We start from the raw sequence: 24164 nt of genomic DNA, 5'->3' as shown, positions 1-24164 counted from the left end.
ACGTGCAGCCCGCCCTGACGGTGGTCCGGCAGCAGCGGTCCCTCGGAGCTGCAGAGGACCTGGACTTCGCGCTGGCGATGCTCGATGCCGTCCGGCGCGGGGAGCTGGGCCCCACCCTGCGCATCTACCGCCCGGTTCCCACTGTGGCGCTGGGGCAGCGTGATGCCAAACTCCCCGGTTTCGCCGCCGCGGAGGCTGCTTCCCGCCGGCACGGATTCGCACCCCTGGTCCGCAAGGCCGGCGGCCGGGCTGCCGCCTACCACCGGGACTGCCTGATCCTGGACCATGTGGAGCCGGAGGCTGATGCCCTGTCCGGGTCCCGGAAACGCTTCGCCCGGTTCGCTGACCTCCTGGCCGGGGCGCTGGCCAAAACCGGGCTGACCGCCGGCGTCGGACCGATCCCGGGTGAGTATTGCCCGGGCGAGTTCAGCGTCTACGGCGAAGGAGCCCCGGGGGAGCGGATCAAGCTGGCCGGCACGGCCCAGCGCGTGGTTTCCGGGGCCTGGCTGTTTTCCACGGTGCTGGTGGTCGGCAACGGTACGCCGCTGCGCCGGGTGCTGACCGACTGCTATGCCGAGCTGGGGCTCGGGTGGGATCCCCGTACCGCGGGCGCGGCCGCCGACCTGGTCCCGCAGCTGACCACGGACCGGGTGGAGGACGCCGTGCGGGCCGCGTACGCAGGTTATGCCGCCCTGAATGAGGGCGATTTCACTGCCCTCACGGACCTGGCCGGGCGACACTAGGGGCTCGGTGCTTCCTGCGTCCGGCGCCCCCGGCTAAGGTGGATGACTGTCAGCAGGCTTATCGGCACATACGTTACGAAGGAATTCCATTGGGTTCAGACACCGTTGAAAATACTGCCCTCCGGCTGCGCGCGGTCCTCGAAATCCTCGCCGCGGAGGAGCCCTCCGCCGCCGGGAAGATCAGCCGGGGCAAGGTTCTCGGCGCCGCCCTGGCCCGGGTTCCGCTGACGGGCAGCGAGGCCGAAACCCTGGCCAGCGGCACCGCCCGCGGTGAACGGGCCCTGGTCAATGCCACCACCAAGCTGGTTAAAGCGGGCTGGATCCTCAAGGAAGCCCGCTCCGGCTGGAGCATTACCAACGCCGGCCGGCAGGCGCTGAAGGATTTCCCGGAGCCCGCCCACCTGGCCGCGGCCCTGAACGGTAAGCCCGTTCCTGCTGCCGCCGCCCCCGACCAGGCGTCGCCGGCGGAAGAAGTCGTGGAGGAAGTGGTGGAGGAAGCGCTGCGCGACGCCGTTTCCGTCCCGGAAGTTCCGGCCGAGCAGCACGGCGCGCATCCCGAATCCGTCCCCGAACCGTCCTTCCCGCAGCCGGAGTCCGTGGTCCTGGCCGGCGGCTTCTGGTCCGCCCTGGGCATCGATGACTGGGATCCGGCCGGAACGGACCTGCGCTTCGCCTTCGACCGGCACGATGAACTGTGGAAGCTCACGGTGGAACTGCCCGAGGGAACGTATGAGTACAAGGTTGCCCTCAACGGTTCCTGGGACGAGAACTATGGACACGACGCACACCGCGACGGCGGCAACATCGAAATGCAGCACGCCGGCGGACCGTTGACGTTCCTTTATGACCACGCGACCCACTCGGTCATCACCAAGCCCGAGGTCAGCGCCTAAGACCCGGGACGGGGTGCGCCGGCCGGGCCGGGTCCCTCAACCGGATCCACCAGGGTCCCGGCCGGCTCCCGGACCCACCAGACCCCCTCCGCGCGCAGTTCAGCCGGGGTGGAATAGCGGTACCGGTATACCTGGGCACGGATCCAGCGCGGCGGCACTCCGTTGAACGGGTCCCGCCGCAGCAGGCGCAGGGTCCGGCGGTCACCGGCGAGCAGCTTCCGCAGCAGCTCCGGGAACCAGGCACCGTAGGAGCCCAGGGCCAGAAACCACATCAGCCAGTCCAGCCGCAAATGGTAGGGCGCGAACTGGCGCGGCATCCGCCGCGGGTCCCCGGGTTTTCCCCGAAATCCGTACTCACGCCAGCGGGCACCGGGCCCCGGCGGGTCATTGGTCCCCTCGATCACCACCTCGTTCCGGTGCCGGGTGATGCTGCCGAACGCGCCGTAAGCGTTGGAGAGGTGCCAGCGGTTGAAGCTGGCGTTCATCAGCTGGTTGCGGCTGAACAAATTCTTCAGCGGCGCCCAGGCCCAGTAGAGCATCGCGGCGGTTGCCGCCAGGACGACGACGGCGTAGGCCACCGGCACAGCAGTCGGGTCCTCCGCGAACCGGATGCCCGGCAGCACCGCCTGCACGGCCGAGTCGCTGACCGCAGTGAACGCGAGCAGGACAGTCAGGGCGTTCAGCCACGCGAAGTTGCCGGAGAGGATCAGCCACAGCTGGGTGATGATGATGACCGCGGCGGCAACCGAGGCCACCGGTTGCGGGAAAAACAGGAAGAACGGCACCACCAGCTGGGCGAAGTGGTTGCCCAGCACCTCCACCTTGTGCAGGGGCCGGGGCAGGTGGTGGAAGAACCAGCTGGCCGGATTCGGCATGGGCTGGGTCTCGTGGTGGTAATACAGGGCCGTGAGGTCCCGCCACACCTTGTCTCCGCGCATCTTGATCAGGCCCGCACCGAACTCCAGCCGGAACACCAGCCAGCGGAAGAGCCAGAGCACGGTCACCGGGGGAGCGACGTCGTCGGAGCCCAGGAACGCGGCCAGGAACCCCGCTTCCAGCAGCAGCGACTCCCAGCCGAAACCGTAAAAGGTCTGCCCGATGTTCACTATGGACAGGTACAGGCCCCAGATCAGCAGGAAAGCCGCCAGGGGCAGCCACCACGGGCCGGACTGCGGCACTCCGGCCACCAGCAGTGCCGAGACCGCCGCACCCGTCCAGGCCACTATGAGCAGGAACCGGTCCGAGTAGTGCCAGCGGAACAGCGTGGGGATGCCGCGGCCCTTGATTCGGGCCAGGAACCGCGGCGCCGGCAGCAGCCCGTTTTCGCCCAGCAGCGCCGGGAACTGCGCGGCGGCGTTGAGGAACCCGATCAGGAAGACGGCGGCGATGCCGCGCTGCAGCACCTGGCGGGCGAACTCGTATCCTTCGGCGCTGAAGAGCTCCATGGCCATCCAGCCTAGCTGCCGCTGCCGGACGCAGCGGCACTACCCTCCCGCATTTTCCGGCTGCCCCCGATACTGGCGGTGCGCCGACGGCAGATCCGTACGGAGGCACCGAGCAGACAGGGGATCAGCCATGAGGATTGTGGTGACGAGTATTTTTGTGGACGACCAGGACAAGGCACTGGATTTTTACACGCGCGTGCTGGGATTCGAGCCGCGGCAGGATGTGCCGGCGGGCGGGGCACGCTGGCTGACGGTGGGCGTGCCGGGGGAGGAGGGCGGCGTGGAGTTGCTGCTGGAACCGGCCGGGCATCCCGCCGTCGCTCCGTTCACCCAGGCGCTGGTGGCGGACGGGATTCCGTTCACGTCCTTCGCCGTGGACAGCGTGCAGGATGAATATGAGCGCCTGCTGAACCTCGGCGTGGAGTTCACGCAGCCGCCGACTCAGATGGGACCAATGACGACGGCGGTGTTCTCGGACACGGTGGGCAACCTCATCCAGATCGCCGACAGCAACGGCTGACCTTCCTCCGCCGCTGACACGAATGCCTACCCATCGAGGTCCCGACGGCGAAAACCAGCGAAACCGATCAGTAGGAACACAGCGGTGACGGCGGAGATTCCTGCCAACCCGGCCCACCCGGCCTCGTCGACGGAAACGTTGGGAACGTGCCAGAACGGACTGATAGCAAGCACCCAGTCCCAGAGCCTGAACGTCGGGCCCAGCAACGTGAGCGCAAAGGAAATGAACACGCCCGCCCAAGACGCGATCACCAGCCGGGGGCGGGCGCCGACGACCGCTGCGGATACGGAGGTGGCCGTGCACACGGCCGGAACCGTCACCACGGCCTGCAGCAGAACCCTGCCGGCGTCGATGCCCAGTTCTCCGGAGGCCAGCACCGCGATGATGGCTCCGGCCAGGAGCAGGTAGATGGTTGGTGCGGCCAATGCGAGGATGACGTTCGCCGTGAAGTAACGGGAGCGCGGAACGGCGGCGGCCAGAACCGGCTCCAGCCTGCCCGCCAGCTCCTCGGTCCGCACCTTCTGCACGATCTGCACGCCCGGAATGGCGGCGAGAATACCGACCAGACTCAGGATCGTCGTCAGGAAGGCCGGCGCGAGAGCATCCGGCGTGGCGGCACCGGAGGCGAGAACCGAGGCGGCTGCGCTGTCACCGCTCAGGATGTCCTTCAAGGAGCGGGCAAAAAACCCGAAGACCACCCCGATAACCATGAATGCAACGGTCCATGTCAGGAGCGGGGCGCGGTTCAGCCGGACCGCCAGGCTCCACGGAGTCCCACCCCTGCCCCGGGCGGGGCCCGGTCCGGGGACGATGGCCCCCTGCCCGAAGTCGCGCCGGGACTGCAGCAGGAAGGCTATACCGAGCAGGACCAGAGTAACGGCCATTGCGGGGAGCAGCGGCCACCAGTGGTTGCCGCTGGCCGGCCGGGTTTCCGTCATCCAACTCAACGGATTTATCCAGGACGTCCAGTCCGGTGCCTCCACCGAATACAGGAAGCCGCGCAGCAGGAACAGCGCGCCGAAGGTACCCACAGCCAGCGAGTTGGCCGTCCGCGCATCGGATCCTAGCTGCGCCGTCACAGCGGCGACCGCAGCGAACATCCAACCGGTGGCAGTGAACGTTGCTCCCAGCAGCAGGGACGCATTCCAGCTGCCGCCGCACCAGGAAGTGACGACTCCGGCGACGCCTCCCAGAGCCACCGAGCCGATCAGGGCCAGGCTCACTCCCGCCAGCAGACGGCTGTTCCGGCCCAGTACACCGGATGCCAGAAGCTCCGCCTGTCCGGAGTCCTCCTGACCCCGGCTGGACCGGGTGACGGTGAAAATCGATCCGAGTGCGGCGAGGAATCCGCCCAGGGCGAGGCTGCGCCAAGCGTTGAAACCGTCGTCGGTGCTCAGATCATAGGCCGGCCCGAAGATCAGGCCCAGTGCCGGGTTGGAGCCAATGGCAAGGGCTAGCCCGAGGCGGTCCTGCTGGGTGGGAAAGACCCATGGGTAGACGAGCACGGAGGACGCAGAGAGCGCCGTCGCGATCAGGATCCACGGTACAAAGCTACGTCCGTCGAACCGGACAGTAGCGCGCAGCAGGGGTCCGGTACCCGTCAGGGCGTTACTCATGGGCGCGCCCGTGTGGAGGGGGTGTCATCGTCGTACAGCCGCAGGAAGAGGCTCTCCAGCGAGGGCGGTTCAACGGTCAGCGATGTGATGCCGAACGGGGTGAGTGCTGCCATTGCCTCACCCACCCGTGCGGACTCCACCACGGCCGTGAGTTTGCCGCCGTCCAGGTGCACGTCCCCGAATGCGGTCAGCTGGCCGGGCTGTGGGTCACGTTCCAGAGTGGCGCGGACGGCGGCGGTGGTATGCCCGCGAAGCTGGGCCAGCGTGCCTTCCTCCACGATCCGTCCGTCCCGGATAATGCTCACCCGGTCCGCGAGGGTTTCGACTTCGGCGAGGATATGGCTGCTGAGCAGCACCGTGGTGCCGCGTTGCTTTGCCTCACCGATCACTTCCTGGAAGACGTTCTCCATCAGCGGGTCCAGGCCGCTGGTTGGCTCGTCGAGGATTAGGAGCTCGACGTCGGAGGCCAGGGCGGCGACGATGGCTACCTTTTGCCGGTTCCCCTTGGAGTACTGCCGGCCCCGCTTCGCGGGATCCAGCTCAAACCGCTGGATCAGTTCCGCCCGCCGCCCCTCGTCCAGCCCGCCGCGGAGCGATCCCAGCAGGTCGATGGCTTCGCCGCCGGTCATGCCCGGCCATAACGCGACATCGCCCGGTACATAGGCAAGCCGCCGATGCAGCGGCACGGCCTCCCGCCACGGATCCTTACCCAGGACATGCAGGTCTCCGGCGTCGGCCTTCAACAGCCCCAAGAGCACACGGATAGTTGTTGACTTCCCGGCGCCGTTTGGCCCCAGAAAACCGTGCACCTGCCCACGCTCAACCTGGAGGTTCAGCCCGTTCAGAGCCTGGAATCTCCCGAAAGACTTTTCCAGCCCCTGAACACTGATGACTAACTCCGCGCTCATAGCCTCCCCGTTCTCTAGCCATCCCTACAGCTAGTGTGCTGGCAAATCCGCCATGTGTTCATGGGTGTCGGCCAAATCCTCGTCCATGCAGTCATCTCGAACATCCGGCTGAAGTGGTTCTAGAACCCGGAATGCCTTGATTCAGCTCCTACCGGTCGACCATGGCGGCGATAGAGGAAATGAGCACGCCGGGGTCGAGTCCTGGATCGAGGGCGATCCGGACCACGTAGCCTTGGGCCGCAGACAGGACAGCATGGGCAGCCGCAGTGGCGGCCTCCCCAACATCCTGCTCGGCAGGAGTGGTGTGAGCACGCACCCAATCCAGGAGGCTCGCTTCAGCCGCCGATTGAATGGCCCGCAGCTGGTCCTGCACCATGGAGGCCGTTTCCGGATCCCGTGCAGCCTCGGCCCACACCTGAAGCAGAAGCCTTGCGCGTTCGCGATCGATGGAGGCAAGGATGGTTCGCACCACATCGCCGGGGGTGGCTGCAGCGCCCAGACCGGCGGTCCGCTCCTCCAACAATTCTGCGGCAACGCTCCGCATCAGGTCGGCCTTGCTGTCGTAGTGGGAGTAGATCGAGCCAGCGGAAAGCCCCGACTCCTTGATGATCTCCGCCATCGACGTCTCACTGAATCCGTTGGCTATGAAACAACGCATGGCAGCGGCCGCGATCTGCTCGCGGCGGGCGGCGCGACGGGAATCCGTAAGACGAGGCATCCAAACAGAATACCCGTTCTGTTACGCTGGGATGCAAACAGTATGGTTGTTCTTTTTGACTCTGGAGATTCCCATGTCTACCCAGCTCCATTCCCCTCCCACCAAGTGGTCCAAGGCTGCCGGCCTCGGTGTCGCCGGCTCACTTATTGCCCTGCTCGTGGTCTTGGCATTCCTCTGGCCTTCGAAGGTCACGACGGCGCAGCACCTGCCCGTCAGCATCGCCGGCCCGGCCGCGGCAGTGACTGCTGTCCAGGACATCATCGGCGCACAGTCGCCCGAGACATTCGATTTTGTGGATGCAGCGGACCGCGATGAAGCTGTACTGCAGATCGAATCCCGCGAATCCTACGGCGCCATCATCCTGGGAGAGGGCACGACGGCGCCCGAGGTGCTGACTGCCCCTGCCGCCAGTGCCGCAGCCACCCAGTTGCTGAACGGTGCCGCTGCTCAATTGCAGGCCCAGCGGACCCAGCAGGCTCTTGCCACCGGGGGCGATCCCGCAGCAGCCACGGTCACCGTCACTCCGGTCGTGCCGCTCTCTGATTCCGACCCGTCCGGCAGCGGGCTGGCCGCTGCCTCATTCCCAATGACGATGGGCGGCATGATTGGCGGCGTCGTAATCTCGCTGTTGGTTGCCGGAGCCGCCCGAAGGCTGGCCGCCCTTGCCGGATTCGCCGTCGCAGCGGGTCTCGGCCTCACCCTTGTCCTGCAGCCGTGGTTCGAATACCTCCAGGGGCATTTTTGGATCAATGCCGCCGCGATGGGACTGTCGGTTCTCGCAACCGCTTCGTTCATCGTGGGCTGCAAATCGCTGCTTGGGGCCAAGGGTATCGGCGTCGGTGCGGTACTCACTATGTTCATCGGGAACCCGATCTCCTCTGCGGCGACACCGTGGCAATTCCTAGCGGAGCCTTGGGGCCAGATCGGGCAGTTCTTCGTTCCGGGAGCGTCGAACTGGCTCGTTCGATCCCTGAGCTATTTCCCCCATGCGAACCTCGCCCCGCAGTGGTGGATCCTCATCGGATGGACCGCCGTCGGCGTCGTCCTCACGCTCACCGCCCATGCCCGGGCATCCGCAGCGACGTCCGCGCCGCACGGCCAGCGTGATGACGAGACCCGTGAAGTAGTGTCTGCGTAGGCGGTACGCAGAGGGTTTGGTTGCCCATCGCCTCAGCCACCAGCACCCTAGTCGTATCTGCGGACACCAGAAACAACACAGCTATCTACAGTCGGGCCTTGAGAGAAAGCACGCTGTAGACGTACCACCTGAGGAACGGCTTATTACATACGTAGAGTCGCGAAGTTTTAGGTGTAGGTCAGCGGAAGCCGCCAACCTGCCTCTCGACCGGAACGGTGCCCTCCACGACGACGCCGCCGGTGTGCGCGGTAGTGACGGTTTCAATCAGGACAATCTCAACCTCCTCGTCCGCGATCGGATTGTGCTGCACCCCGCGGGGAACGACGTAGAACTGGCCAGGCATGAGTACGACCTCCTCAGCATCGGGCAGCTGGATGCGTAACCGACCTGAGACGACGAGGAACATTTCATCCTCCGCGTCATGGGCGTGCCAGACCAGCTCACCGAGCAGCTTCGCGACCTTCACGTACTGATCGTTCACGCGCCCAATGACCCGTGGGGTCCAATGAGAGTGGACCTGCCGGAGCTCAGCGGCGACATCGATTCCGTGGAGAGAAGTCTTGGGGCCATCATCGGCCCCAAGACGCGCGTACGACGAATCGACCCCACCGACGATAGAAGATCTCCGTCATCATCCGGGCTTGCAAGATCGGACTGTCCCGCAAGGGATTCCTTGCGGGGCTCGGGATGAGGGGTTTTCACCCGTAGAGGCGGGCAGGGTCTCCCGAGAGGGAGGCCTTGACGAAACGACTCGGTTCATCGACGAGGACTTCGATTGCCCCGGCCTCGACCCCGGCGAGGCTTCCTTTGGCCACGTTTGCCGGATCGATCTTGGGGCCGTCGACGCCGGCCATCATGTCCGTATCAGCTCCTGCAAGGTGCACACCCTGCACGAGGATGTTCCGGCCGGTCAGTTCCACGCGCACCCCATTAGTCATGTTCCACTCCGCAGCTTTAGCCACAGAGTAGGACCCGGACCCCTCAGTGGTCGCAACCCAGGACAGGACGGACAGGACATTCACTATCGCCCCTGTCCCCTGAGCCTCGATCACGGGTGCGAATGCTCGAATAACCCGCAGAGTTCCAAACAAGTGCGTTTCCAGGTCCGCCCTTATCTCACCCATGGGTGAGGTCAGAAGGTCAGCGCCCGTTGTGATGCCGGCATTGTTGATCAACAGATCCACGTCCGATGCGCCGACAGCAGCTTCCTTAATCGACACCTCATCCAATAGATCAAGGCGCAGCGGTATGACTCGGGAATCACGGATGTCGATCGTCTCCACGTCACGGGCCGTGGCGTACACCTTCCGGGCTCCGCCTTTGAGGAGCTGATCCACGAAACTCTTTCCAATGCCACGATTCGCTCCGGTCACGAGGGCTGTAGCCCCATTGATGTGCATAGCTCTTCCTTCTGCTCGTTGATGAGGGCTCGTTCGCCCGCTAGCGCTACGTTAGAAGTTCACGTCGACGTGAAGTGCAAATCGCCAACATCGAACTAGTGACTGGGAGCTTTTGAGGATGAGAATCGGAGAGCTGGCAAGACGGGCAGGAGTCAGCACACGGGCACTGCGCTACTACGAGGAACAGGGTCTTCTCACACCGGCCAGGACCACGGCCGGGCACCGGATCTACACTGAAGCCTCGCTAGCGCGGGTCCAGCTCATCCAACTGCTTTTCACAGCCGGCCTGAGCAGCCGCCTCCTCGTCCGGCTTCTGCCCGCGATCGATGCCAAATACCTTGAACTCGACCTGGTAGCCCGTTTGGAGGCCGAGCGCGCGCGTCTCGCCGCTGATATTTTCGAGCTCCAGGCAGCTCACCGCCGGCTTGGCGTCCTCCTCGACATCAGCGCCGACCCGGACGACAGGGAATGCGCTACAACCCTCGACTAGACCACGGACGAGCATCTGGCGTGCCGGAATTGCCACCGCCATTGAGCCATCACAACCATGGATGCGGAGCCCGCGGGGTCGATGCCCATTGCATACGGCCCGCCCCTCGCCTTCCATCTGGACGTGCTGCCCTGACTGGCTAGAGTGCTCGGCATGAATGAACTTGTTCAAGCACAGCTTTCTGCCATCACGGAGGTTCTACACGCAGCAAAAACATTGGGGATCGAGATCTGGTTGCGTGGAGGTTGGGCGATGGACTTTTACCTCGGCCAGGTGACTCGTGACCACGAAGACATAGATTGGTTCGTCTGGCAGAAGGACTTGCCCGGGGTTTCTGGGCTGCTTATCTCCCGAGACTGGGTTGATCTCGCCAGGCACCCACTCGATCAGCAACGCGATCTTTTTCGCGATGGGGTTGAACTCGGCTTTGCGCCACTGGCTCGGACTGATTGCGGTGATGTGGTCGTGGGTGGGGGCCCGTTCATGGGTGAACCATGGCCTAAAAACATGATCGGCAATTAGGGGCAGGAGCGCGCATCTCAGAACCGGAACAGTGAGTTGATGTCCTGTTTGGCGTCATCCACGTACACGTCGGTGCGTTCATCAAAGAGGCTAACCAGGTCCTTCAGTTGGGCCGAATCGGGCAGTACAGCCTCATAGGACCACGCCAGGTCAGTGCCTTCGGGCCGGTCGGTGACGGACCAGTAGGAAGCGGTGCCTTTGTAAGGGCAGACCGACTGCTTGAGGGACGGATGCAGGGCGTCCCAGTCGACGTCGCCGCGCGGGAAATAGGTGCGGACCGGCAGCATGGTCTCGTACACGAAAACCGGTTCGCGGGTTTCGGCCAGGAGCTGCCCACCCAAGTGCACCCGCACGTTCCGTGAGGACTGCCGGGCATCCACCCGGTGGAAGGGATCGCGCGGGTGGCCTTTGATCTCCTGGTCCTCTTCCATCCAGCGGTCGAACGCGTCAAAGTCCAGCAGAACGTAGCCGCCAAGGTCCGGATCGTCCGGACGGAAACCCGCGCCCGGCAGGACATGGGATCCGGCATGCAGGTCCAGTCGCTGCCCCGGTGCCGTGTGCGCGGCGAAGGGGTAGCGGGGATCCATTAGTGCCTCCGGCGGCACATCAGCGAGCGGATCCCGGCCGGGGGGATCAGCGGGGATCAGCTCCGCAGCAATGTCCCGCGCCGGGACGGCGTACAGCGGCGTGACCCGCCGCGGCTCGTACGCCAGCACCGCACTGGTGGAATCCACAACCGTGTTGTCCCCGAGCTGTGCCCGGATGCGCCGCGGAGTCGGCTCGTACCGCAGCTCGGGCAGGAGTTTCCACATGGAGGGGCTTATTTGCAGTGCCATGTGCCCAGTGTCTTGCGGGAGGAAACCCGATTCAAGGGGCTGCGGATCGGGATGTTCCGGCGACGCCGGAAGGCCGGCCCCGAGGGGACCGGCCTTCCCGCAGCGGGATCCCGCTAGTTGCTATGGCCAACGGTCCCTCGCCGAAGAACGCCCGCAGGGGTGGTTCTCCGCGTGCCGGTGCGGAGCACCGCCGGCGGCGGTGCGGAGAAGTGCGAGGTTGGGGGACAGCGCCGGGAGCAAGACGACAAAAGGCGGCGTGTGGGTTAGTTGTTTCGCCGCATCCGGGCCAATTCGGCCTCGATACGGCTATCCGATATGGCCGGACGGCGTGAGTAGGTGGGGATCCCCGCGACGACCGCGGCGATGAGAGTCCCCAGAATGGGCCAGATCGGCCAGAAGTAGCCACCCGGCGTCGTGAAGTACCAGATCGCGACCTGAAATACTGCGAGCAGCAGCCAGAGGCCGACCACTCCCTTGTAGACCGTCTTCGCGATGACGTGCCGCCGGGCAAGCTCGTACGATTCATTCGGTGTCGACATGGTATTGCCTTCCGTTGTGATGGGATATTCGAGGTGGTTCATGCTGCGCCGGACGGTGGAGGACCATGTCGCCGGAGGAATCTCGGGATTGGATAGTTGACTATCTAATGTGTACGATAGTCCAACTATCCAATGGAGGCAAGATGCAGATATCCCAACTGGTCCAGCAGGCCGACGTACCGTTGGCGACGGTCAAGTACTACATTCGGGAGGGCCTGCTCCCTGCCGGGCGTGCAACCAGTGCAACCCGTGCCGACTACGATGAGAATCACCTGGAGCGGTTGCGGCTGATCCGCTCACTCACGGTCGTGGCCGGCTTGCCCCTGAACCGGGTGAAGAAGATTCTCGACGTGATCGATCACCCTGAAGGCAGTGTCTACGAGATGCTGGGGACGGCCATCGACGCTCTCGCGGGCTACCTGCCGGGCGAAGACGGCCCCGACCGCAGTTGCCCGCGCGCTGAAGCAGCCCTCGCTTCGCTGGGGAGTGCCTACAACGCCTCGGATGATCGGATGGCTGCCTTCGCGCAGCTCGAAAGCGCGCTCCGTGCTGTCGAGGAGGTCGGAATGCCGGCCGACACGGAGAGGTTACGGCTTTACGGCGACCATCTCATGGCGATCGCGCGCGCTGAAATAGAAGCGATGCCGACAGCCGACCCGGATGCAGCTGTTCAGTACGCCGTCCTGGGTACCGCGCTGTATGAACCTGTTCTCGCAGCGATCCGCCGCCTCGCCCATCAAAACCTCGCCATAGGGGCTAAGTGAAGCGGGTGTGCCCGTACCGCCCGCGAAGAGTCCGCGGCCTCGACCCGGTGGTGCTAAAGGTGGCGGTGGACATAGGCCCAGCGACCGCCGAGATCCGTCCGCAGTGCCTCCATCAGCGGGTCGGCGAGATTCGACCAGGTGTGGTCAATGATGACTGCGAGGTGTGCCACGGCCATGCATGAGGAAATCTTCCAGTCTCCGAGCAGAGCAGTCCAGGAGCATCCCGTGCAGGTGAGGAGCGGTTCGGTCCCGCCCTGGTCCCAGTCACTTATCCGGGAGAAGACTGACATCAGCAGGCGTCCGGGTCCGCCTTGGTCCAGCCGTTGGCTTAGCCAGTTTCGGACTTCCTGCAGGCGATCTTCCGCGCCGGCCCCATCCACCGACAGATCCAGCAGCTGTTCCCAGTGATCTCCCATGCCCTGACCCTAATACGGGGTGACTTCCGATGCTGAGGAGGTCGTACTCACGCCTGGCCAGTTCTACGTCGTTCCCCGCGGGGTTCAGCACAATCCGATCGCGGACGAGGAGGTCGAGATCGTCCTGATTGAAACCGTCACCACCGCGCACACCGGCGACGTCGTCGTGGAGGGCACCGTTCCGGTCGAGAGACAGGTTGGCGGCTTCCGCTGAGCTACACCTAAAACTTCGCGACTCAACCGAGGATCCACCCAGCAGTCGCCCACGCCGGAAGGCCGGCCCCGAGGGACCGGCCTTCCGCCAGCGGAATCCCGCTAGTTGCTGCCACCGTGGGCTTCGAGTGCCACCGGCTGCCACTCTTCCCAGGACGCCAGCCGGGACTCATAGTCGGCCTTGGCGATGGCCAACGGGCCCTCGCCGAAGAACGCCCGCAGGGGCGGGTTCTCGGCGTCGACGATCTTGAGGATCGGCCCGCGGGTGGCACGCGGATCACCGGGCGTCCCCCGGCGGCTGGGGCGGTTCGCAGCCTGCTCCCGGACGACGTCGTAGGCGGCAATGGGCTGCGCATGCTTCGCGGAGCTGCCGCCCCAGTCGGTGGAGAACCCGCCGGGCTCGATCAGGGTGACCTTGATCCCGAAGCCGGCAACCTCCTGCGCCAGCGCCTGGCTCAGTCCTTCCAGGGCCCACTTCGAGGCGTGGTAAATGCCCACGGACGGGAAGGCGGAAATGCCGCCGATGGAGGAGACCTGGATGATGTGGCCGCTGCCCTGCTCACGCAGGTACGGCAGGGCGGCCTGGGTCACCCAAAGCGCTCCGAACAGATTGGTCTCGATCTGATCGCGAGCTTCGGCCTCGGAAAGTTCCTCGACCATGCCGAACTGCCCGTACCCGGCATTGTTGATGACGACGTCGAGCCGGCCGAAGTGCTCCTGTGCACGCTGGACGGCGGCGAAGACCGCGGCGCGGTCCGTGACGTCGAGCGAGAGGGGCAGCACCCGGTCACCGTAGGTGTCCACCAGTGCGGTGAGGCTGTCCGTGCTGCGGGCGGTGGCGGCAACGGAATCTCCGCGTTCCAGGGCCGCTTCCGCCCATTCGCGGCCGAAGCCGCGCGATGTTCCCGTGATGAACCAGACCTTGCTCATGTTGTGCTCCCTGCTAAGTGTCGTGGATATGGGTTCCAGCGGAAGGTGTCCCTGCCGCCGTGCAGTCATGGTGGAGGGAACCCGTTAGGCCGCCGAATAATTCCGGGGCATGCCCGGCGAGGCCGGACACGCGAAAAAGGGCATGCCCGGCCTTCCAGCCGGGGCATGCCCTTTTCCTTGGCGCAGGGTTTTCCCTGGCGCACTCAGGGGTCTGTCTTAGTGCCCCCGGGCGATCCACTCGTCCAGGTGCGGGCCTTCGGCGGCGATGGACGTTGCATCCCCGTGCCCGGTCAGCACCTTGGTTTCGGCCGGCAGGGTCAGCAGGCGTTCCTTGATGGACTCGATGATGGTGGGGAAATCGCTGTAGGAGCGGCCGGTGGCACCGGGCCCTCCGTTGAAGAGCGTGTCCCCGCTGAACACCACCGGTTCGGGAACATCTTCACCGGCAGCCAGCGAGAAGCACACCGACCCGGGGGAGTGCCCCGGGGTGTGCAGGGCACGCAGGGTGTGGCCTGCCACCTCGAAGGTGTCCCCGTCCTCAATCTCGTCGTCCGGTCCCTCGTCCGGGAACACTGCGTCCCAGAGCATCCGGTCTGCCGCGTGCAGGAACACGGGGGCGCTGAAACGGTCCCGGGCCTGCTCGACGGCGCGGATGTGGTCATCATGGCCGTGCGTGAGCAGGATGGCCATCACTTCGCGGTCCCCGACGGCCTCGGCGACGGCGTCGATGTTGTGCGCCGGGTCGATCACGATCACCTCGGCGTCGTCCCCGACAATCCAGACGTTGTTGTCCACGTCCCAAGTGCCGCCGTCCAGCGAGAAGGTCCCCGAGGTGACGACGTTGTCGATGCGGAACGTCACAGTTCCACCACCGAGCGCAGGACCTTGCCGTCGTGCATCTTGGTGAAGGCTTCTTCGATGTCGCCCAGGCCGATGCGCTCGGTGACGAACGCATCCAGGTCCAGCCGGCCGAGCTTGTACTGCTCCACCAGCATGGGGAAGTCCCGGGACGGCAGGCAGTCGCCGTACCAGGAGGACTTCAGGGACCCGCCGTGGCCGAAGACGTCAGCCAGCGGCAGTTCGATCTTCATATCCGGGTTCGGTACGCCCACCAGCACTACCCGGCCGGCGAGGTCGCGGGAGTAGAAGGCCTGCCGATAGGTTTCCGGGCGGCCCACGGCGTCAATCACGACGTCGGCACCGAAGCCGCCGGTGAGGGCGCGGATGGCCTCGACCGGGTCCTGCTCCTTGGAGTTGATCCCGTGGGTGGCACCCTGGGCCTTGGCCAGCTCGATCTTGGCGGAGTCGATGTCCACCGCGATGATGGTGGTGGCGCCGGCCAGCTTGGCACCGGCAACAGCGGCAATGCCCACGCCGCCGCAGCCGATCACGGCGACGGATTCGCCGCGCTGCACGGCGCCGGTGTTAATGGCTGCACCGATGCCGGCCATCACGCCGCAGCCGAGCAGGCCCACTGCGGCGGGATCGACGTCGTCGTCCACCTTGGTGCACTGGCCGGCAGCCACGAGCGTCTTTTCAGCGAATGCGCCGATGCCCAGGGCCGGCGTCAGTTCGGTGCCGTCCTCAAGGGTCATCTTCTGGGTGGCGTTGGCGGTGTTGAAGCAGTACTGCGGCTCGCCCTTGCGGCAGGCGCGGCATTCGCCGCACACCGCGCGCCAGTTCAGCACCACGCGGTCGCCGGGAGCCACTTCGGTGACGCCGGGGCCGACGGCGGAGACCACGCCGGTGGCTTCGTGGCCGAGCAGGAACGGATAGTCATCATTGATGGCGCCCTGCTTGTAATGCAGGTCGGTGTGGCAGACGCCGCACGTGAGGATGTCTACCAGGGCCTCTCCGGGCCCCGGATCCGGAACCAGGATGGTTTCCAGCGAAACGGGTGCGTTCTTTTCCTTGACGACTACGGCCTGAACCTTATGGACCATGGGGTGCTGCCTCCTGCGATGTTCGGGCGGGGCGCCGATGTCCGGCGTCCCGCCTTCCATCCTATGAAGCGTTTCGGCCGGGAGCGAAGCCGGGAATTACCCTTCCGCTTCCGGCGCAACCGTGCCTGGGCCTGCCGCCGGCGCCGATCCCGCCCTACGATGGGAGGCGGAAAAGGTCCGCAGCGAGCGCGGCATCGCGCCGGCGGAACCGCCTACCCCCCCAAGGACGGCCCATGAACGCCTCAGCGTCCGGCAGCAGCGTACCCGCGTCCCCCGAAGGTCCGAAGAAGCGTTCCGGGACGGGGAGCCGGACCGGCCGGCTCATCTTCCTGCTGCCGGTGCTGCTGGTGCTGGCCTGGCTGGCGGTGGGCGGGATTGGCGGCCCGTACTTCGGCAAAATCAGCGAAGTGGCGGACAACAACCAGACCTCGTATCTGCCCGCCAGCTCGGCATCCACGCAGGTGGCCGCGCTGCAGGAGAAGTTCACGGACAGCGATGCCATTCCCGCCGTCGTCGTTTATGTGAACAATGACGGCCTGACCGAGGCGGACCGGACCTTCGTCACCGGCCGGGCCTCCGCGCTTTCGGGGGTCAGCGGCGTGGCGGGACAGGTATCCCCGCCGCAGTTCTCCACTGACGGCAAGGCGGCGGAAATCTTTGTGCCGGTGCAGGACAATGATGCCGCCGCGACCACGGTGGAGGATCTGGGCGGGGTTGCCGGCGACGGCATCCCCTCGGGCCTGGACAGCTACGTCACCGGCCCGGCCGGACAGCTGGCGGACATCACCGAGGCCTTCGGCGGCATCGATACCTCGCTGGTGCTGGTGGCGGCACTGGCCGTGCTGGTGATCCTGGTGGTGGTCTACCGGTCACCGCTGCTGCCGTTCCTGGTGCTCCTGACGTCCATCCTCGCCCTGTCGGCGGCCATCCTGGTGGTCTTTTACCTGGCCAAGGCCGGAGCGCTGACACTGAACGGCCAGGTGCAGGGGATCCTGTTCATCCTGGGCATCGGCGCAGCAACCGATTATTCGCTGCTCTATGTTTCCCGGTACCGGGAATCCCTGCGGGACCACGAGGGGCGCTGGGATGCCACCAAGGCAGCCCTCAAGGGAACGATCGAGCCGGTGCTTGCCTCCGCCGCCACCGTGGTGGCCGGGCTGCTGTGCCTGTTGCTCAGCGACCTCAATTCCAACAAGGCGCTGGGCCCGGTGGCAGCCATTGGCATCGGATTTTCTTTCCTGGCCGCGATGACGCTGCTGCCGGCGCTGTTGATGCTGACCGGCCGGGCGGCGTTCTGGCCGCGCCGGCCCGCTTTCGGCTCCCCGCATCCGGACCGGGACGGCAACGCAGGCAAGGGGTTCTGGCCCCGGGTGGCAAGGAGTATCAAGGCGCACCCGCGCCGGCTGTGGGTGGTTCCCGCCGTCGTGCTGCTGGTGGCGTGCGCGTGCCTGCTGCAGCTGCGCGCCTCCGGAGTGCCGCAAAGCGACTTTGTGCTGGGGGAGACTTCCGCCAAGGAGGGGCAGCAGGTTTTGGGGGAGCATTTCCCCTCCGGCTCGGGCAGTCCGGCGCTGATTGTGGCCCCGGAAAGTGAACTGGGCACCGTTGCCCGGGCGGTCCTGTCCACTCCCGGTGTTGACGCGCTGGTGGTGGATGCAACCGGCACACCGGAGGGAACGCTGCCAGTGACGGCCGACGGCGTGCAGGCCTCACCCATACCGGGAACTTCGGGTACGCCGAAGGTGGTGGAGGGAAAAGTGCTGCTGGAGGCCACGCTCAAGGAGGCAGCCGAATCGGACGCCGCCGAGCAAACGGTTAGCGCCATGCGCGGGAATGTGGCCGGGATCGGGGACGTGCTGATCGGCGGGGTAACGGCTACGACCATCGACACCAATGCTGCAGCCGCCCATGACCGGGACCTCATCATTCCGGTAGTGCTGGTGGTGATCCTGTTCCTGCTGATGCTGCTGCTGCGGGCTCTGCTGGCCCCGTTCCTGCTGATCCTGACGGTGCTGCTGTCCTTCGGGGCCACCATGGGCGTTTCCGCCCTGGTCTTCAACCATGTGTTCCGCTTCCCGGGCGCGGATCCGGCCGTCCCGCTGTTCGGCTTTATTTTCCTGGTGGCCCTGGGTGTGGACTACAACATCTTCCTGATGACCCGGGTGCGTGAGGAAAGCATTGGGCACGGCACGCGGGAGGGAGTGGTCCGCGGGCTCATGATCACCGGCAGCGTCATTACCAGTGCGGGCATTGTGCTGGCGGCAACCTTCGCCGCCCTGGGCGTTATCCCGGTGCTTTTCCTGGCGCAGCTGGCCTTCATTGTCGCCTTTGGCGTGCTGCTGGACACCTTGGTAGTGCGCTCGCTGCTGGTCCCGGCGCTGTCCTACGACATCGGAGACCGGATCTGGTGGCCCTCGCGGCTGGCCCGGAGATCCGGGCCGGCCGCGGAGGCGCGGCGCTAGAGTCCGAGCCGGGACTTGACCTCGGAAGCGGAGGGGTTGGTGGCGGAGGAGCCGTCCGGGAAGATCACGGTGGGAACCGTCTGGTTGCCGCCGTTCAGCGCCTCAACCAGGTCAGCGGTGCCTTCCACGTCTTCAATGTTGACCTCGGTGTAGCCGATGCCCTCGCGGTCCAGCTGCGACTTCAGCCGGCGGCAGTAGCCGCACCAGCTGGTGGAGAACATGGTGATGGTCCCGGTTTCCGGGGTGAAGGCTTCGGCTGTGGCGGCCACGGCGGTGCTCCTTTTGTCGATCGATTTAACTGGTTGCCTGTCTTTAACAGTAGTCGCGAGCGTCAACAGTATTCCGGCCGGCGGCATTCCCGCTGGCACACTGGAAGCATGTGCGGACGATACGTGATGGCCCGGGCCGCTGCGGACCTGGTGGCCGAAGCAGAAGCAGAGGCGGATGCCAACCTTGAGCTGCGCGCCTCCTGGAACGTGGCGCCGACGTCGGACGTCCCGGTAGTGCTCGAACGCCTGGTGGACGGGCGGCGGGCCCGGCAGGTGCACGTGGCCCGGTGGGGCCTGGTGCCGGGCTGGGCGAAGGATGCCTCGGTGGGGGTGCGGGCGTTCAACGCGCGCAGCGAAACGGTGCTGGAGAAGCCGACGTTCCGTGACGCCGTCGCCGCCCGGCGCTGCGCCGTTCCCGTGGACGGCTACTACGAGTGGATGGCCGGTCCCGGCAAGGTCCGGCAACCGTTTTACGTTTCCCGGACCGACGGCCGGCCCATTTATTTCGCCGGGCTCTATGAATGGTGGCGGGATCCGGCGAAGGACCCGGGGGATCCGGACAGGTGGCTGCTCTCGACCTCCATCCTGACCGTCGCCGCACCGCCGGCGGACAGTGCCGAACCGGTGCTGCGGGAACTCGCGGGCCTGCATGACCGGCTGCCGCTGCCCCTGTCTCCGGAGGCAATGACCGCCTGGCTCGACCCTGCAGCGCTCGCCGGGACGGACACCGCCGCGCTGCTGGCTGCGGCAACCGGTCAGGCGTATGCGGCGGCGTCGGACTGGCACCTGCGCAAGGCACACCACGGTGTGGGGAATGTCCGCAACGACGGCGCGTACCTGCTGCAGCCGGACCCGGCCGCGGCACGCGAGGACGTACTCTTCTAGCCCCGCGGCCCGTTCGCTGCGGACGCCTCCAAGGCAGCCTCGACCGCCGCCTCCGGGTCCGGGTCCGGTCCGGCGGGATCGAGGGTTTCCCGGTCCAGGACCGCAGGATTCTGGGTCACCAAGGTGACCCGGCCGTCGTCGTCCACGGATAGCCCGGGGTTGTGGCAGGCCTCCCAGCGCACGCCGTCGGGGTCGGTGAAGTAACCGGAATACCCGCCCCAGCTCATCTGCGTACCCGGGGCGGTGATTGTCCCGCCGGCAGCTGCGGCCTGGTGCAGCACCGCGTCCACTTCCGCGGGAGAGTCCAGGTTATGGCCCAGGGTGAAGGGCGCCTCACGGATGTCACCCATTGGCCCGGCTTCGGCCGCGAGGTGGTCGGCACGGAAGAAGGAGAGCACCAGGCCGTGGTTGACCTGGAAAAACAGCACCTCTTCCGGAACATACTGCAGCGGAGTCCAGCCCAGCCGGGACACATAGAACGCGTAAGTCACTTCGAGGTCCCGTACGCCTACGGTCACCACGGATACATGGGGGTTCACGTCTTGATCCTCCCATCCAGAGGTCAAGAATGCCGATTATGGCGCGAATCAGTGCCGGGCCCGCCGCGCAGCGGCAATTGCACACCGGTTGTCCCGGTGCTGGATATTCTTTAAGCATGGAAGCAGCTGAGCAGAAATCCGTTTCGGGACAGCTTGACGATGTCCGGGCAGCAATCGACGAGATCGACGAGGAAATCGTTGCGCTGATCTGGCGCCGGGAGCGGCTGGTACGCCTCGCCGGGGGACTGAAGGACAGCGACGCCGCCGTCCGCTCACCCAAGCGCATGGAAGAAGTAATTGCCCACGTCCGGCACGCCGCCGAGGAGCAGGACAGCGACTGCAACGTGGTGGAACGGACCTACAAGGCAATGATCGAAGCCTTCATCGACTACGAACTCAAGGTCCGGCACCAAACGGAAACCCAGCGCAAGCTGGACGCCTTCAGCAACAGCTAGGTGCCGCCGTCCGCGGCACACATCCGGTAGGTTGGGCCGCATGACCTCGACCGTGGCAAACGCGTGAGCCGGCCAACTCCGGCACCCGGTGACAACCGCTGGCGTCCCGTGGCCGCCGCGCTCGCTGACCCGCGCCGCCTGCGCTTGTATGCGCGCGCCGTCCTCGCAGCCGACGACGGCGCCCCGCTGGACCCCGCGGACCTCGCTGCGGACGAAGCCAAGTCGCTGGCGGTGCTGCAGCAGGCAGGCCTGCTGCAGGTGGACGGAAACCGGACCAAACCCGCACCGTCAGTGTTCCGGGACCTGCTGGCAGCCGGTGTGCGGCCGCCGGAGTCCTCGGCCCGCCGGTTCCTGGTCCGGGGCCGGATCGAGGCCTTCCCGCGCAAACGGGCAGACCGGCTCGAGCTGCTGCAGTTGATTGCCGGCGAAGTCTTCGAACACGCGGTGCCGCCGGAGCCGGGGCTCCAGCCGGTCCTTACCGAGAAGGACCTGACACAGCGTCTGGCCGCCTACACCTCCGACCCCGCCGCTATCCGCCGCTACCTCATCGACGAGGGCATTGTTGCCCGGGATCCCGCCGGTACCCAGTACTGGCTCACCCGGCCCCGCCCGGCAGAAGGAATGGAATTTGCCTGACTCTCCCGCCCGCACCTGGAGGCCTCTGCTACTCCGACGTTCCCGCTTCGAGGATCGACACGATTGAGAAGAGCGTAAAGCAGACAGCTCCGAGTCCAACCAGCACGTGAGCGGGGACAAGGAACGCCGGGTCAGTGCCTGCGGCCTCAAAGAGGAACGCGGCGAAGAACAGGCAGGTGAGTGCTGTTCCGATGGGCCTGAGCGGGATGCGGTTGGCCAGGGCAAACGTGCGGCGCCAGACGAGGGCGAGCAGCAGCACCTTCGACAGGATGCTGAAGCAGATCAGCCCGAGACCGATCTCCGCGCACCAGTAAGCCCGTTGCCAGGGAAAAACCGGCGATGGCGGCGGCAGCCGGAACGGCGATCAGGACTGCGCCGACGGTGCGGGAGTGGGCACCCTCCGGCGGGCCGCCCAGGGGATCGAGCAACTTTGCTGACTGGATCAGCGTGAATTTGGTGGATGCAGCGGCCACGGTGCTGACACACGCGGCAACGAACCCCACACCCATCACCACGAAGCCCGCCGTGAGATTCGCCGTGGTGTTGTCCCGGTTAGCCAGAACGATGCCCCAGATGATGGCGGCGGCGGCCGCCACGTAACCGGAGAGCGGCAGGATGATCCCCCACACGCGCCCGTAGCGGTTGATGAGCTGCCGGATAATGGTGGCCGCCGTAGTGAACAGTGCATAACAAATGGCGGTCAGCCCGATGTTGACGTGTCCGGCGACAAAGTGACTGGCATCGTCAGGTCCGGCCAGGATGTAGAGGCCATAGGTCAGGCAGACGGCGCCCATCAGCAGCGGTATGGCACGGAAAATGACACTGATCGTAGCGTTCATGGCGTACCCCGAAAGAAACCGTGGACCCGTGCGGCGTCGGCATCATGGCCGATCCGCGTTTGGGCCAGTTTGCGCTTGTCGCACGCGCGGAACAACGTCGGAGCCGGAGAGCTGCGCCTTGCACGGGCGACTTCGCGCTCTCCGCAACTGCGACGCACGGGCGGAGGCCCCCGCGAACCGTTGACTTGGCAGGACGGCGGGAGTCGAATGGAAAGGGCAACCCGGACTGCCACCATCCGGCGGAGATTTCCAAGGAGATGCGCATGGCAGAGAGGTTTACCGCCCGCGGAACAGCAGCAGCCCACCCCGCCGCGGGCATGACCGGCGCCATGGGTGCCCCGGTCAGCACCGTATCGCTGGCGGCCCACTCCAGTGCGACGCTGGCCGCTCCGGGAACGGCTCCGGACGCCGCCCCTCCGGGAACGGCTCCGGCGGGTGCAGCCCCGGCAGACCCGGGCGGCGCAACGGCCGCAGGCGCGGGCGCCCCGGACCCGCACTCCGGCCGGCAGCCGTCCCCTGAACATTCCGGGCGCCGCATTGCCGTCATTTTCACGGGCCTGATGCTCGCGGTGCTGCTCGCTGCCCTGGACCAGACCATCGTTTCCACGGCACTGCCCACCATTGTGGGGGACCTGCACGGGCTGGACCACCTGTCCTGGGTGATCACCGCTTACCTGCTGACCTCCACCATCGGGCTGCCCATCTACGGCAAGCTCGGTGACCTGCTGGGACGCAAGAACATTTTCATTTTCGCCATTGTGGTTTTCCTGGCGGGCTCAGCGCTGTCCGGGCAGTCGCACAGCATGGCCGAACTGATCACCTACCGGGCCATCCAGGGTGTGGGCGGCGGCGGGCTGATCATCGGTGCGCAGGCCATCATCGGCGACATTGTGCCCGCCCGCGAGCGCGGCAAGTACATGGGCCTGATTGGGGCTGCCTTCGGCATCGCATCGGTCAGCGGACCGCTGCTGGGCGGATACCTGACGGACTCCTGGTCCTGGCGGTGGGTGTTCTACATCAACCTGCCCATCGGGGTCATTGCGCTCGCCGTCATCATCGGCGCGCTGCACCTGCCGCGGAACAGCGCCAAGGGTATTGCCCTGGACTACGCCGGCGCGGGGCTGCTGGCCATCGGCAGCGCCGCTCTGGTGCTGTTGACCAGCTGGGGCGGCAACAACTACGCGTGGACTTCTCCAACCATCCTGACACTTGGCGCGGTTTTTCTGGCTGCCGTCGCGGTGTTCATCCCTGTGGAACTGCGGGCGAAGGATCCGATGCTGCCACTGCGGCTCTTCTCCATCCGCAACTTCCTGATCTGCACGCTGGTGGGGCTGGCCGTGGGCCTGGCGATGTTCGGGTCCATCGCCTACCTGCCCACCTTCCTCCAGATTGTCAACGGCGCGTCCCCGACCATGTCCGGGCTGATGATGCTGCCCATGACGGCGGGCCTGCTGATCACCTCCGTCGGCACCGGACAGCTGATTTCCCGCACCGGCAAGTACAAGATCTACCCGATCCTCGGATCGGCTGTCATGGTTCTCGGACTGCTGCTGCTCTCCCGGATTTCCAGTACGACGCCGTACGGGTTCACTGCCTTGGGCATGTTCGTGCTGGGGCTGGGCATCGGAGCGCTGATGCAGAACACAGTGCTGATTGTGCAGAACAGCGTCCCGCCCACGGACATGGGCACCGGGGTGTCCACGGCCAACTATTTCCGGCAGCTGGGCGCGTCACTGGGTATTGCGGTGTTTGGGTCGCTGTTTATCCAGCGGCTCAATGACCAGCTGGCCTCGGCGCCTCGCGGAGCCGGGGATCCGGCGTCCGGCGGAGCGAACTCGATCAGCCCGGAAACCATCAAAGCCCTTCCTGCCGCCGCCCAGGACTTCATCAAGTCCGCCTTCGGTGAAGCGCTGCCGCCCATCTTCCTGCTGGGAGTGCCCTTCCTGGCCGCGGCATTCATCTTGACGTTCTTCATTGTGCAGCAGCCGCTGTCCAAAACCGCCCGTGTGGAAGCGGACGTGGAATAAGAAGCCAACCAGGAGTTGCCC

The 24164-nt window shown here is 65.9% G+C and carries 29 protein-coding genes; 13 read left to right on the top strand and 16 right to left on the bottom strand.

Annotated elements, in window-relative coordinates; all coding sequences use genetic code 11:
• The first annotated feature begins 2 nt into the window (after window positions 1–2).
• Together QNN98_RS09955 and QNN98_RS09950 are read left to right on the top strand one after the other, a co-directional pair.
• The gene (locus QNN98_RS09955) at window positions 3–743 is read left to right on the top strand and encodes a lipoate--protein ligase family protein (protein WP_283996947.1); all 741 of its coding nucleotides are present in this window, start codon (window positions 3–5) and stop codon (window positions 741–743) included.
• Window positions 744–832: 89 nt separating this feature from the next.
• The gene (locus QNN98_RS09950) at window positions 833–1636 is read left to right on the top strand and encodes a pullulanase X25 domain-containing protein (protein WP_283996946.1); all 804 of its coding nucleotides are present in this window, start codon (window positions 833–835) and stop codon (window positions 1634–1636) included.
• Here the strand turns inward: QNN98_RS09950 and QNN98_RS09945 are convergent.
• Window positions 1633–3081 carry a lipase maturation factor family protein gene (locus QNN98_RS09945; protein WP_283996945.1) on the bottom strand — a complete coding sequence of 483 codons (1449 nt, stop codon included), beginning with the start codon at window positions 3079–3081 and terminating at the stop codon, window positions 1633–1635. The two genes, QNN98_RS09950 and QNN98_RS09945, sit on opposite strands and share 4 nt — an antisense overlap.
• Before the next feature lie 130 nt (window positions 3082–3211).
• Here QNN98_RS09945 and QNN98_RS09940 point away from each other — a divergent pair, with 130 nt between their 5' ends.
• Complete coding sequence (locus QNN98_RS09940; RefSeq protein WP_283996944.1) at window positions 3212–3601, top strand: VOC family protein; 390 nt, start codon at window positions 3212–3214, stop codon at window positions 3599–3601.
• 26 nt (window positions 3602–3627) lie between these two features.
• Here the strand turns inward: QNN98_RS09940 and QNN98_RS09935 are convergent, their stop codons facing one another.
• From QNN98_RS09935 to QNN98_RS09925, 3 genes are all read right to left on the bottom strand, one after another.
• Window positions 3628–5217, bottom strand: coding sequence for an ABC transporter permease (locus QNN98_RS09935; protein WP_227911550.1), 1590 nt, complete (start codon window positions 5215–5217; stop codon window positions 3628–3630).
• Window positions 5214–6125, bottom strand: a complete 912-nt coding sequence (locus tag QNN98_RS09930) for an ABC transporter ATP-binding protein (protein WP_227911549.1) — start codon at window positions 6123–6125, stop codon at window positions 5214–5216. Before QNN98_RS09930 ends, QNN98_RS09935 begins: the two co-directional genes overlap by 4 nt.
• Window positions 6126–6273: 148 nt before the next feature.
• Complete coding sequence (locus tag QNN98_RS09925) at window positions 6274–6843, bottom strand: TetR/AcrR family transcriptional regulator (protein WP_227926177.1); 570 nt, start codon at window positions 6841–6843, stop codon at window positions 6274–6276.
• Window positions 6844–6916: 73 nt separating this feature from the next.
• On the opposite strand from QNN98_RS09925, the gene QNN98_RS09920 reads away from it, so the two are divergent.
• Window positions 6917–7981, top strand: a complete 1065-nt coding sequence (locus QNN98_RS09920) for a hypothetical protein (RefSeq protein WP_283996943.1) — start codon at window positions 6917–6919, stop codon at window positions 7979–7981.
• A gap of 178 nt (window positions 7982–8159) precedes the next feature.
• Here QNN98_RS09920 and QNN98_RS09915 read toward each other — a convergent pair whose 3' ends face one another.
• A complete protein-coding gene (locus tag QNN98_RS09915; protein WP_283996942.1) occupies window positions 8160–8462 on the bottom strand; it encodes a cupin domain-containing protein in 303 nt (100 codons plus the stop codon).
• A gap of 217 nt (window positions 8463–8679) precedes the next feature.
• Window positions 8680–9381, bottom strand: coding sequence for an SDR family oxidoreductase (locus tag QNN98_RS09910; protein ID WP_283996941.1), 702 nt, complete (start codon window positions 9379–9381; stop codon window positions 8680–8682).
• Between the two features lie 118 nt (window positions 9382–9499).
• Here QNN98_RS09910 and QNN98_RS16460 point away from each other — a divergent pair, with 118 nt between their 5' ends.
• The gene (locus QNN98_RS16460) at window positions 9500–9871 is read left to right on the top strand and encodes a MerR family transcriptional regulator (RefSeq protein WP_349643217.1); all 372 of its coding nucleotides are present in this window, start codon (window positions 9500–9502) and stop codon (window positions 9869–9871) included.
• A gap of 153 nt (window positions 9872–10024) precedes the next feature.
• Entirely contained in the window at window positions 10025–10393 is a 369-nt protein-coding gene (locus QNN98_RS16530; RefSeq protein ID WP_502864680.1) for a nucleotidyltransferase domain-containing protein, read from the top strand.
• 17 nt (window positions 10394–10410) lie between these two features.
• Here the strand turns inward: QNN98_RS16530 and QNN98_RS09890 are convergent, their stop codons facing one another.
• Window positions 10411–11229 carry a DUF427 domain-containing protein gene (locus tag QNN98_RS09890; protein WP_227926183.1) on the bottom strand — a complete coding sequence of 273 codons (819 nt, stop codon included), beginning with the start codon at window positions 11227–11229 and terminating at the stop codon, window positions 10411–10413.
• Window positions 11230–11492: 263 nt separating this feature from the next.
• Entirely contained in the window at window positions 11493–11810 is a 318-nt protein-coding gene (locus QNN98_RS09885; RefSeq protein WP_227911543.1) for a hypothetical protein, read from the bottom strand.
• Window positions 11811–11911: 101 nt separating this feature from the next.
• Here QNN98_RS09885 and QNN98_RS09880 point away from each other — a divergent pair, with 101 nt between their 5' ends.
• Window positions 11912–12532 (top strand): MerR family transcriptional regulator, encoded by a 621-nt coding sequence (locus QNN98_RS09880; protein WP_227911542.1) that lies wholly within the window; start codon window positions 11912–11914, stop codon window positions 12530–12532.
• Window positions 12533–12585: 53 nt separating this feature from the next.
• Here QNN98_RS09880 and QNN98_RS09875 read toward each other — a convergent pair whose 3' ends face one another.
• The gene (locus QNN98_RS09875) at window positions 12586–12948 is read right to left on the bottom strand and encodes a hypothetical protein (protein ID WP_227911541.1); all 363 of its coding nucleotides are present in this window, start codon (window positions 12946–12948) and stop codon (window positions 12586–12588) included.
• A 19-nt stretch (window positions 12949–12967) separates the two neighbouring features.
• Between QNN98_RS09875 and QNN98_RS09870 the strand changes: the two genes are divergently transcribed.
• On the top strand, window positions 12968–13162 hold the full coding sequence (locus QNN98_RS09870) for a cupin domain-containing protein (RefSeq protein ID WP_229958970.1): 195 nt from the start codon (window positions 12968–12970) through the stop codon (window positions 13160–13162).
• A 101-nt stretch (window positions 13163–13263) separates the two neighbouring features.
• Here QNN98_RS09870 and QNN98_RS09865 read toward each other — a convergent pair whose 3' ends face one another.
• The 3 genes from QNN98_RS09865 to QNN98_RS09855 all read right to left on the bottom strand — a co-directional run bounded on the left by QNN98_RS09865 (window position 13264) and on the right by QNN98_RS09855 (window position 16034).
• On the bottom strand, window positions 13264–14091 hold the full coding sequence (locus tag QNN98_RS09865) for an SDR family oxidoreductase (RefSeq protein ID WP_283996940.1): 828 nt from the start codon (window positions 14089–14091) through the stop codon (window positions 13264–13266).
• Between the two features lie 216 nt (window positions 14092–14307).
• Complete coding sequence (locus QNN98_RS09860) at window positions 14308–14952, bottom strand: MBL fold metallo-hydrolase (RefSeq protein WP_283996939.1); 645 nt, start codon at window positions 14950–14952, stop codon at window positions 14308–14310.
• The gene (locus QNN98_RS09855) at window positions 14949–16034 is read right to left on the bottom strand and encodes an S-(hydroxymethyl)mycothiol dehydrogenase (protein WP_227911537.1); all 1086 of its coding nucleotides are present in this window, start codon (window positions 16032–16034) and stop codon (window positions 14949–14951) included. The genes QNN98_RS09860 and QNN98_RS09855 overlap by 4 nt, the downstream gene beginning before the upstream one ends.
• 233 nt (window positions 16035–16267) lie before the next feature.
• On the opposite strand from QNN98_RS09855, the gene QNN98_RS09850 reads away from it, so the two are divergent.
• Window positions 16268–18493: an MMPL family transporter gene (locus QNN98_RS09850; RefSeq protein WP_283996938.1), complete on the top strand. Its 2226-nt coding sequence runs from the start codon at window positions 16268–16270 to the stop codon at window positions 18491–18493.
• On the opposite strand, the gene QNN98_RS09845 is transcribed toward QNN98_RS09850, so the two are convergent.
• Complete coding sequence (locus QNN98_RS09845) at window positions 18490–18714, bottom strand: mycoredoxin (protein WP_227911595.1); 225 nt, start codon at window positions 18712–18714, stop codon at window positions 18490–18492. The two genes, QNN98_RS09850 and QNN98_RS09845, sit on opposite strands and share 4 nt — an antisense overlap.
• 156 nt (window positions 18715–18870) lie before the next feature.
• Here QNN98_RS09845 and QNN98_RS09840 point away from each other — a divergent pair, with 156 nt between their 5' ends.
• Window positions 18871–19647: an SOS response-associated peptidase gene (locus QNN98_RS09840; RefSeq protein ID WP_227926190.1), complete on the top strand. Its 777-nt coding sequence runs from the start codon at window positions 18871–18873 to the stop codon at window positions 19645–19647.
• Here QNN98_RS09840 and QNN98_RS09835 read toward each other — a convergent pair.
• A complete protein-coding gene (locus QNN98_RS09835) occupies window positions 19644–20186 on the bottom strand; it encodes a VOC family protein (RefSeq protein WP_227911534.1) in 543 nt (180 codons plus the stop codon). The genes QNN98_RS09840 and QNN98_RS09835 overlap by 4 nt on opposite strands.
• A gap of 116 nt (window positions 20187–20302) precedes the next feature.
• Between QNN98_RS09835 and QNN98_RS09830 the strand changes: the two genes are divergently transcribed.
• On the top strand, window positions 20303–20641 hold the full coding sequence (locus QNN98_RS09830) for a chorismate mutase (RefSeq protein ID WP_227911533.1): 339 nt from the start codon (window positions 20303–20305) through the stop codon (window positions 20639–20641).
• 63 nt (window positions 20642–20704) lie between these two features.
• On the top strand, window positions 20705–21277 hold the full coding sequence (locus tag QNN98_RS09825; protein WP_283996937.1) for a DUF2087 domain-containing protein: 573 nt from the start codon (window positions 20705–20707) through the stop codon (window positions 21275–21277).
• 28 nt (window positions 21278–21305) lie between these two features.
• Here the strand turns inward: QNN98_RS09825 and QNN98_RS16525 are convergent, their stop codons facing one another.
• Together QNN98_RS16525 and QNN98_RS09820 are read right to left on the bottom strand one after the other, a co-directional pair.
• Window positions 21306–21536, bottom strand: a complete 231-nt coding sequence (locus QNN98_RS16525) for a DUF2776 family protein (protein WP_502864678.1) — start codon at window positions 21534–21536, stop codon at window positions 21306–21308.
• Window positions 21424–22116, bottom strand: coding sequence for a DUF2776 family protein (locus QNN98_RS09820; protein ID WP_283996936.1), 693 nt, complete (start codon window positions 22114–22116; stop codon window positions 21424–21426). Before QNN98_RS09820 ends, QNN98_RS16525 begins: the two co-directional genes overlap by 113 nt.
• 263 nt (window positions 22117–22379) lie before the next feature.
• On the opposite strand from QNN98_RS09820, the gene QNN98_RS09815 reads away from it, so the two are divergent.
• A complete protein-coding gene (locus QNN98_RS09815; protein ID WP_283996935.1) occupies window positions 22380–24143 on the top strand; it encodes an MDR family MFS transporter in 1764 nt (587 codons plus the stop codon).
• Window positions 24144–24164 lie beyond the last annotated feature (21 nt).

The sequence above is a fragment of the Arthrobacter sp. zg-Y1143 genome (assembly GCF_030125565.1).
Classification (GTDB): Bacteria; Actinomycetota; Actinomycetes; order Actinomycetales; family Micrococcaceae; genus Arthrobacter_B.
The sequence above is the reverse complement of the archived record's forward strand: the minus strand, read 5'-3'. Positions and strand labels throughout refer to the sequence as shown.

Bases quoted from the DNA above. Each gene is read 5' to 3' on its own strand.
- QNN98_RS09855 (WP_227911537.1), bottom strand. From the start codon at position 16,034: ATGGTCCATAAGGTTCAGGCCGTAGTCGTCAAGGAAAAGAACGCACCC.
- QNN98_RS09935 (WP_227911550.1), bottom strand. From the start codon at position 5,217: ATGAGTAACGCCCTGACGGGTACCGGACCCCTGCTGCGCGCTACTGTC.
- QNN98_RS09830 (WP_227911533.1), top strand. From the start codon at position 20,303: ATGGAAGCAGCTGAGCAGAAATCCGTTTCGGGACAGCTTGACGATGTC.
- QNN98_RS16460 (WP_349643217.1), top strand. From the start codon at position 9,500: ATGAGAATCGGAGAGCTGGCAAGACGGGCAGGAGTCAGCACACGGGCA.
- QNN98_RS09885 (WP_227911543.1), bottom strand. From the start codon at position 11,810: ATGAACCACCTCGAATATCCCATCACAACGGAAGGCAATACCATGTCG.
- QNN98_RS16530 (WP_502864680.1), top strand. From the start codon at position 10,025: ATGAATGAACTTGTTCAAGCACAGCTTTCTGCCATCACGGAGGTTCTA.
- QNN98_RS09820 (WP_283996936.1), bottom strand. From the start codon at position 22,116: ATGAACGCTACGATCAGTGTCATTTTCCGTGCCATACCGCTGCTGATG.
- QNN98_RS09940 (WP_283996944.1), top strand. From the start codon at position 3,212: ATGAGGATTGTGGTGACGAGTATTTTTGTGGACGACCAGGACAAGGCA.
- QNN98_RS09840 (WP_227926190.1), top strand. From the start codon at position 18,871: ATGTGCGGACGATACGTGATGGCCCGGGCCGCTGCGGACCTGGTGGCC.
- QNN98_RS09910 (WP_283996941.1), bottom strand. From the start codon at position 9,381: ATGCACATCAATGGGGCTACAGCCCTCGTGACCGGAGCGAATCGTGGC.
- QNN98_RS09815 (WP_283996935.1), top strand. From the start codon at position 22,380: ATGGCAGAGAGGTTTACCGCCCGCGGAACAGCAGCAGCCCACCCCGCC.
- QNN98_RS09845 (WP_227911595.1), bottom strand. From the start codon at position 18,714: ATGTTCTCCACCAGCTGGTGCGGCTACTGCCGCCGGCTGAAGTCGCAG.
- QNN98_RS09865 (WP_283996940.1), bottom strand. From the start codon at position 14,091: ATGAGCAAGGTCTGGTTCATCACGGGAACATCGCGCGGCTTCGGCCGC.
- QNN98_RS09875 (WP_227911541.1), bottom strand. From the start codon at position 12,948: ATGGGAGATCACTGGGAACAGCTGCTGGATCTGTCGGTGGATGGGGCC.
- QNN98_RS09930 (WP_227911549.1), bottom strand. From the start codon at position 6,125: ATGAGCGCGGAGTTAGTCATCAGTGTTCAGGGGCTGGAAAAGTCTTTC.
- QNN98_RS09890 (WP_227926183.1), bottom strand. From the start codon at position 11,229: ATGGCACTGCAAATAAGCCCCTCCATGTGGAAACTCCTGCCCGAGCTG.
- QNN98_RS09925 (WP_227926177.1), bottom strand. From the start codon at position 6,843: ATGCCTCGTCTTACGGATTCCCGTCGCGCCGCCCGCCGCGAGCAGATC.
- QNN98_RS09920 (WP_283996943.1), top strand. From the start codon at position 6,917: ATGTCTACCCAGCTCCATTCCCCTCCCACCAAGTGGTCCAAGGCTGCC.
- QNN98_RS09880 (WP_227911542.1), top strand. From the start codon at position 11,912: ATGCAGATATCCCAACTGGTCCAGCAGGCCGACGTACCGTTGGCGACG.
- QNN98_RS09945 (WP_283996945.1), bottom strand. From the start codon at position 3,081: ATGGAGCTCTTCAGCGCCGAAGGATACGAGTTCGCCCGCCAGGTGCTG.
- QNN98_RS09850 (WP_283996938.1), top strand. From the start codon at position 16,268: ATGAACGCCTCAGCGTCCGGCAGCAGCGTACCCGCGTCCCCCGAAGGT.